This is a genomic window from Sulfurovum sp. (assembly GCF_049668085.1).
Taxonomy (GTDB): domain Bacteria; phylum Campylobacterota; class Campylobacteria; order Campylobacterales; family Sulfurovaceae; genus Sulfurovum.
This window is the reverse complement of the sequence record NZ_JBATIY010000110.1, coordinates 1-3,082: the sequence shown is the minus strand read 5'-3', so window position 1 is coordinate 3,082 and position 3,082 is coordinate 1. Positions and strand designations below refer to the sequence as shown.

Below are 3,082 nucleotides of genomic sequence, written 5' to 3'. Positions count from 1 at the left end.
AGCGTCCCCTCTGCACCATCCATCACCATAGCCTAGATCATAAGTAGATACTGTCATCTCATCTGCAGCGATGAAGTCTCCTCCATAACCGATACGTTCGCCGGATTTTAACACTCTAGAAGAAACCTTTTTAGCATGCAGTGACATCACTGGACGCAATGCTACTTCATCAAAAGAGTCTGGTAATTCATTGTATCCATATGCCCCTATACCTACGCGTACCAGATCTTCATCAAAACTTTTCATGCGAAGGATAGCAGCAGAGTTATGTGAATGTACTCTTACGCCTGCAAAACCTGCCTCTTTTACTTTTTGTTTCACTGTTTCAAACTGTTTTTGTTGCCAAAAGAGTTCGGAGCTCAATTCATCTGCACTGCGGTAGTGTGTCATCACACCTGTAAGCTCTAAATTGTTTTCTTTTATCAGATCAAGTGCTTCATCTATCTCATCCAAAGCGATACCGTTACGATGCATGCCTGTATCTACTTTAAGTTCTACTTTTGCATCTTGTTGGGCTTTTTTGATATCGCCCAAAGTATTAACAGCAAAAGAGTATTTCTCATCCTTTATGATGCTGTCACCAAGTATAAGTACTGTTTCAAATAATGATCTTATCAACTCTGCTTCTACCGTTTTTCGTACAACAGCATGTTTGATACCAAACTCCGATGCCAGTCTTCCCATAAGCTCTAGACCATGACCATAGGCATTGTCTTTAAGGACAATTGCGATCTTCTCAACTGAGCCAGTTTTTAGTGCAATTTGGTTAAGATTATGATAGAAATTTTGTTTATTTATTGTAATAAATGCCATGTAGAGATTATACCAAAATAGATAATAAAAAGGGACAAAATGCAAGAAAATGCAAAAAGAGTAATGCCAGCAGAATGGGAAAAACAACGTCTTGTACTCATCTCTTTCCCACATGAAGAAACAGATTGGTACAATGTAGACAATCCTGTAGCATTAGAGGAAAGTCTCTCTCCTTTTATACGTATTGCGCAGGCCATAGCCTATGGAGAAGCTGTATACATTATCTGCAAAGATAAAGAAAAGATCTCAAATATGTTTTGTTCCACACGTAACATGACTTTTATAGAGATACCTACCAACGACACCTGGATACGTGACTACGGCTATATCAGTCTAAAAGAAGACGATGAAGTAAAACTGCTTGACTTCACGTTTGACGGTTGGGGTGGTAAATTTGAAGCAACACTTGACAACGCTGTCAACAAAACTTTATATACAAAAGGCTACTTGGGTATCACACCTCTTGAACAAGTTAATTTTGTATTGGAAGGCGGTTCTATAGAGAGTGATGGAAAAGGTACCATACTCACTACTTCTGAATGTCTTTGCAACCCAAACAGAAACAGTGGACTGAGTAAAAAAGAGATAGAAGAGAAACTGCATACCCATTTAGGTGCACAGAGGGTTTTATGGTTAGACCATGGTTATCTTGCAGGTGATGATACAGACAGTCACATTGATACCCTGGCCAGGTTTGTCAATCAAACAACGATCATGTATATAAAGTGTGACGATACCGAAGATGAGCATTATCCGGCACTGCTGAAGATGGAAGCGCAACTGCAAGGCTTTACAACGACAGAAGGTAAACCATACACATTGATTCCACTTCCCATGTGTGAAGCAAAATATAATGATACCGGAGAACGACTACCTGCGACCTATGCCAATTTTCTTATTACCAATGATGCACTTATCTATCCTACTTATAATGATAAAAATGATGCGAGAGTAGGAGAACTATTTAAAGAAGTATTTCCAGATAAAGAGATCATTCCGATCAATTGTTTAAAATTGATAGAACAAGGTGGAAGTCTACATTGCTCTACGATGCAAGTGGTTTATTGATGTGCAGCAAATTTTTGTGTCCAATACTTTAGCTGCGTACCCTCTTTTTTTACACTCGCCATACCGACATCTGTAAAATCAGGGTTCATGATATTGGCACAATGCTGATCAGAAGCTAACCAATGTGCTAAAGCCTCATTTATAGTTGAAGATCCCATTTCAATATTTTCTGCAATATTTTTCCATTTTTTATATCCATTATTTTCTATACGTTCCCTAAAACTACTGCCTCTTCTCAAATGTTGTACATTAGCTGTCCAGTCAGATGTTCTATAGGATCCATTATGACTAAAGTTGTTACTCTTTGCCATATCTTGACTGTGTTCAAAAGATGCTTTATATAGTGTATCACTCCATTTCAAAGCTCGTGCAGCAGAGAAATTACCCGCATGACCACAATTTCTACCTTGACTGCGTACTTTATTGACAGCATTTAAATAGTTTTGTTTTGTCTGACTATCAAGTTCAGGTGCATGATAGGGTTTTGAAACCATTGTACTTTCTTTGTATATCGTATGAGAGCCACAACCAGCAAAAAAAATCATAGGCATGAATAGCATGATAGATGTTTTACTATAATTCACAAGGACCTCTTTTATACTCATTTTTTTGATTATAGTATTTTATGATAAAATCATACTATGAAAACAGCACTTATCCAACAATCTTACCATCACACTAAAGAACAAACCCTACAAGTCACTAAAGAACAGATACAACAAGCTGCACAGAATGGTGCACAACTTGTTGTACTACAAGAGTTACATCAAACAGAGTATTTTTGTCAAAGTGAAGATACAAAGTTTTTTGATTATGCATCTCAATTTGAATCTGATGTAGTATTTTGGAGCAGTGTTGCCAAAGAAAACAGTATAGTATTGGTTACCTCACTGTTTGAAAAACGTGCAGCAGGACTCTACCATAACACTGCAGTCGTTTTTGAAAAAGATGGTTCTGTTGCAGGGAAATACAGAAAAATGCACATTCCAGATGATCCCGGGTTTTATGAGAAATTTTATTTTACCCCGGGAGATCTAGGTTTTGAACCGATACAAACGTCTGTTGGAAAACTGGGTGTACTGATCTGCTGGGACCAATGGTATCCTGAAGCTGCACGTGCCATGACACTTAAGGGAGCAGAACTGCTCATCTACCCTACTGCCATAGGCTGGTTTGATGAAGACAGCGAAAAAGAGAAAGC

Annotated in this window: 4 protein-coding genes; 2 read left to right on the top strand and 2 right to left on the bottom strand. The window is 38.1% G+C overall.

All coding sequences use genetic code 11. The features are described from left to right. The coding region (locus tag WBM70_RS07235) for an alanine racemase (protein WP_424557830.1) at positions 1 to 813 on the bottom strand (813 nt) is incomplete at its 3' end. Positions 814 to 852: 39 nt separating this feature from the next. Between WBM70_RS07235 and WBM70_RS07230 the strand changes: the two genes are divergently transcribed. Continuing rightward, positions 853 to 1,881 carry an agmatine deiminase family protein gene (locus WBM70_RS07230; RefSeq protein WP_424557829.1) on the top strand — a complete coding sequence of 343 codons (1,029 nt, stop codon included), beginning with the start codon at positions 853 to 855 and terminating at the stop codon, positions 1,879 to 1,881. Here WBM70_RS07230 and WBM70_RS07225 read toward each other — a convergent pair. After that, entirely contained in the window at positions 1,875 to 2,486 is a 612-nt protein-coding gene (locus WBM70_RS07225; RefSeq protein ID WP_424557828.1) for a CAP domain-containing protein, read from the bottom strand. The two genes, WBM70_RS07230 and WBM70_RS07225, sit on opposite strands and share 7 nt — an antisense overlap. 36 nt (positions 2,487 to 2,522) lie before the next feature. Between WBM70_RS07225 and WBM70_RS07220 the strand changes: the two genes are divergently transcribed. Next, positions 2,523 to 3,082: nitrilase-related carbon-nitrogen hydrolase (locus WBM70_RS07220; protein WP_424557827.1), on the top strand; the 560-nt coding region annotated here is incomplete at its 3' end.

Coding starts and splice junctions, on each gene's coding strand:
- WBM70_RS07230 (WP_424557829.1), top strand. CDS start 853: ATGCAAGAAAATGCAAAAAGAGTAATGCCAGCAGAATGGGAAAAACAA.
- WBM70_RS07225 (WP_424557828.1), bottom strand. CDS start 2,486: ATGAGTATAAAAGAGGTCCTTGTGAATTATAGTAAAACATCTATCATG.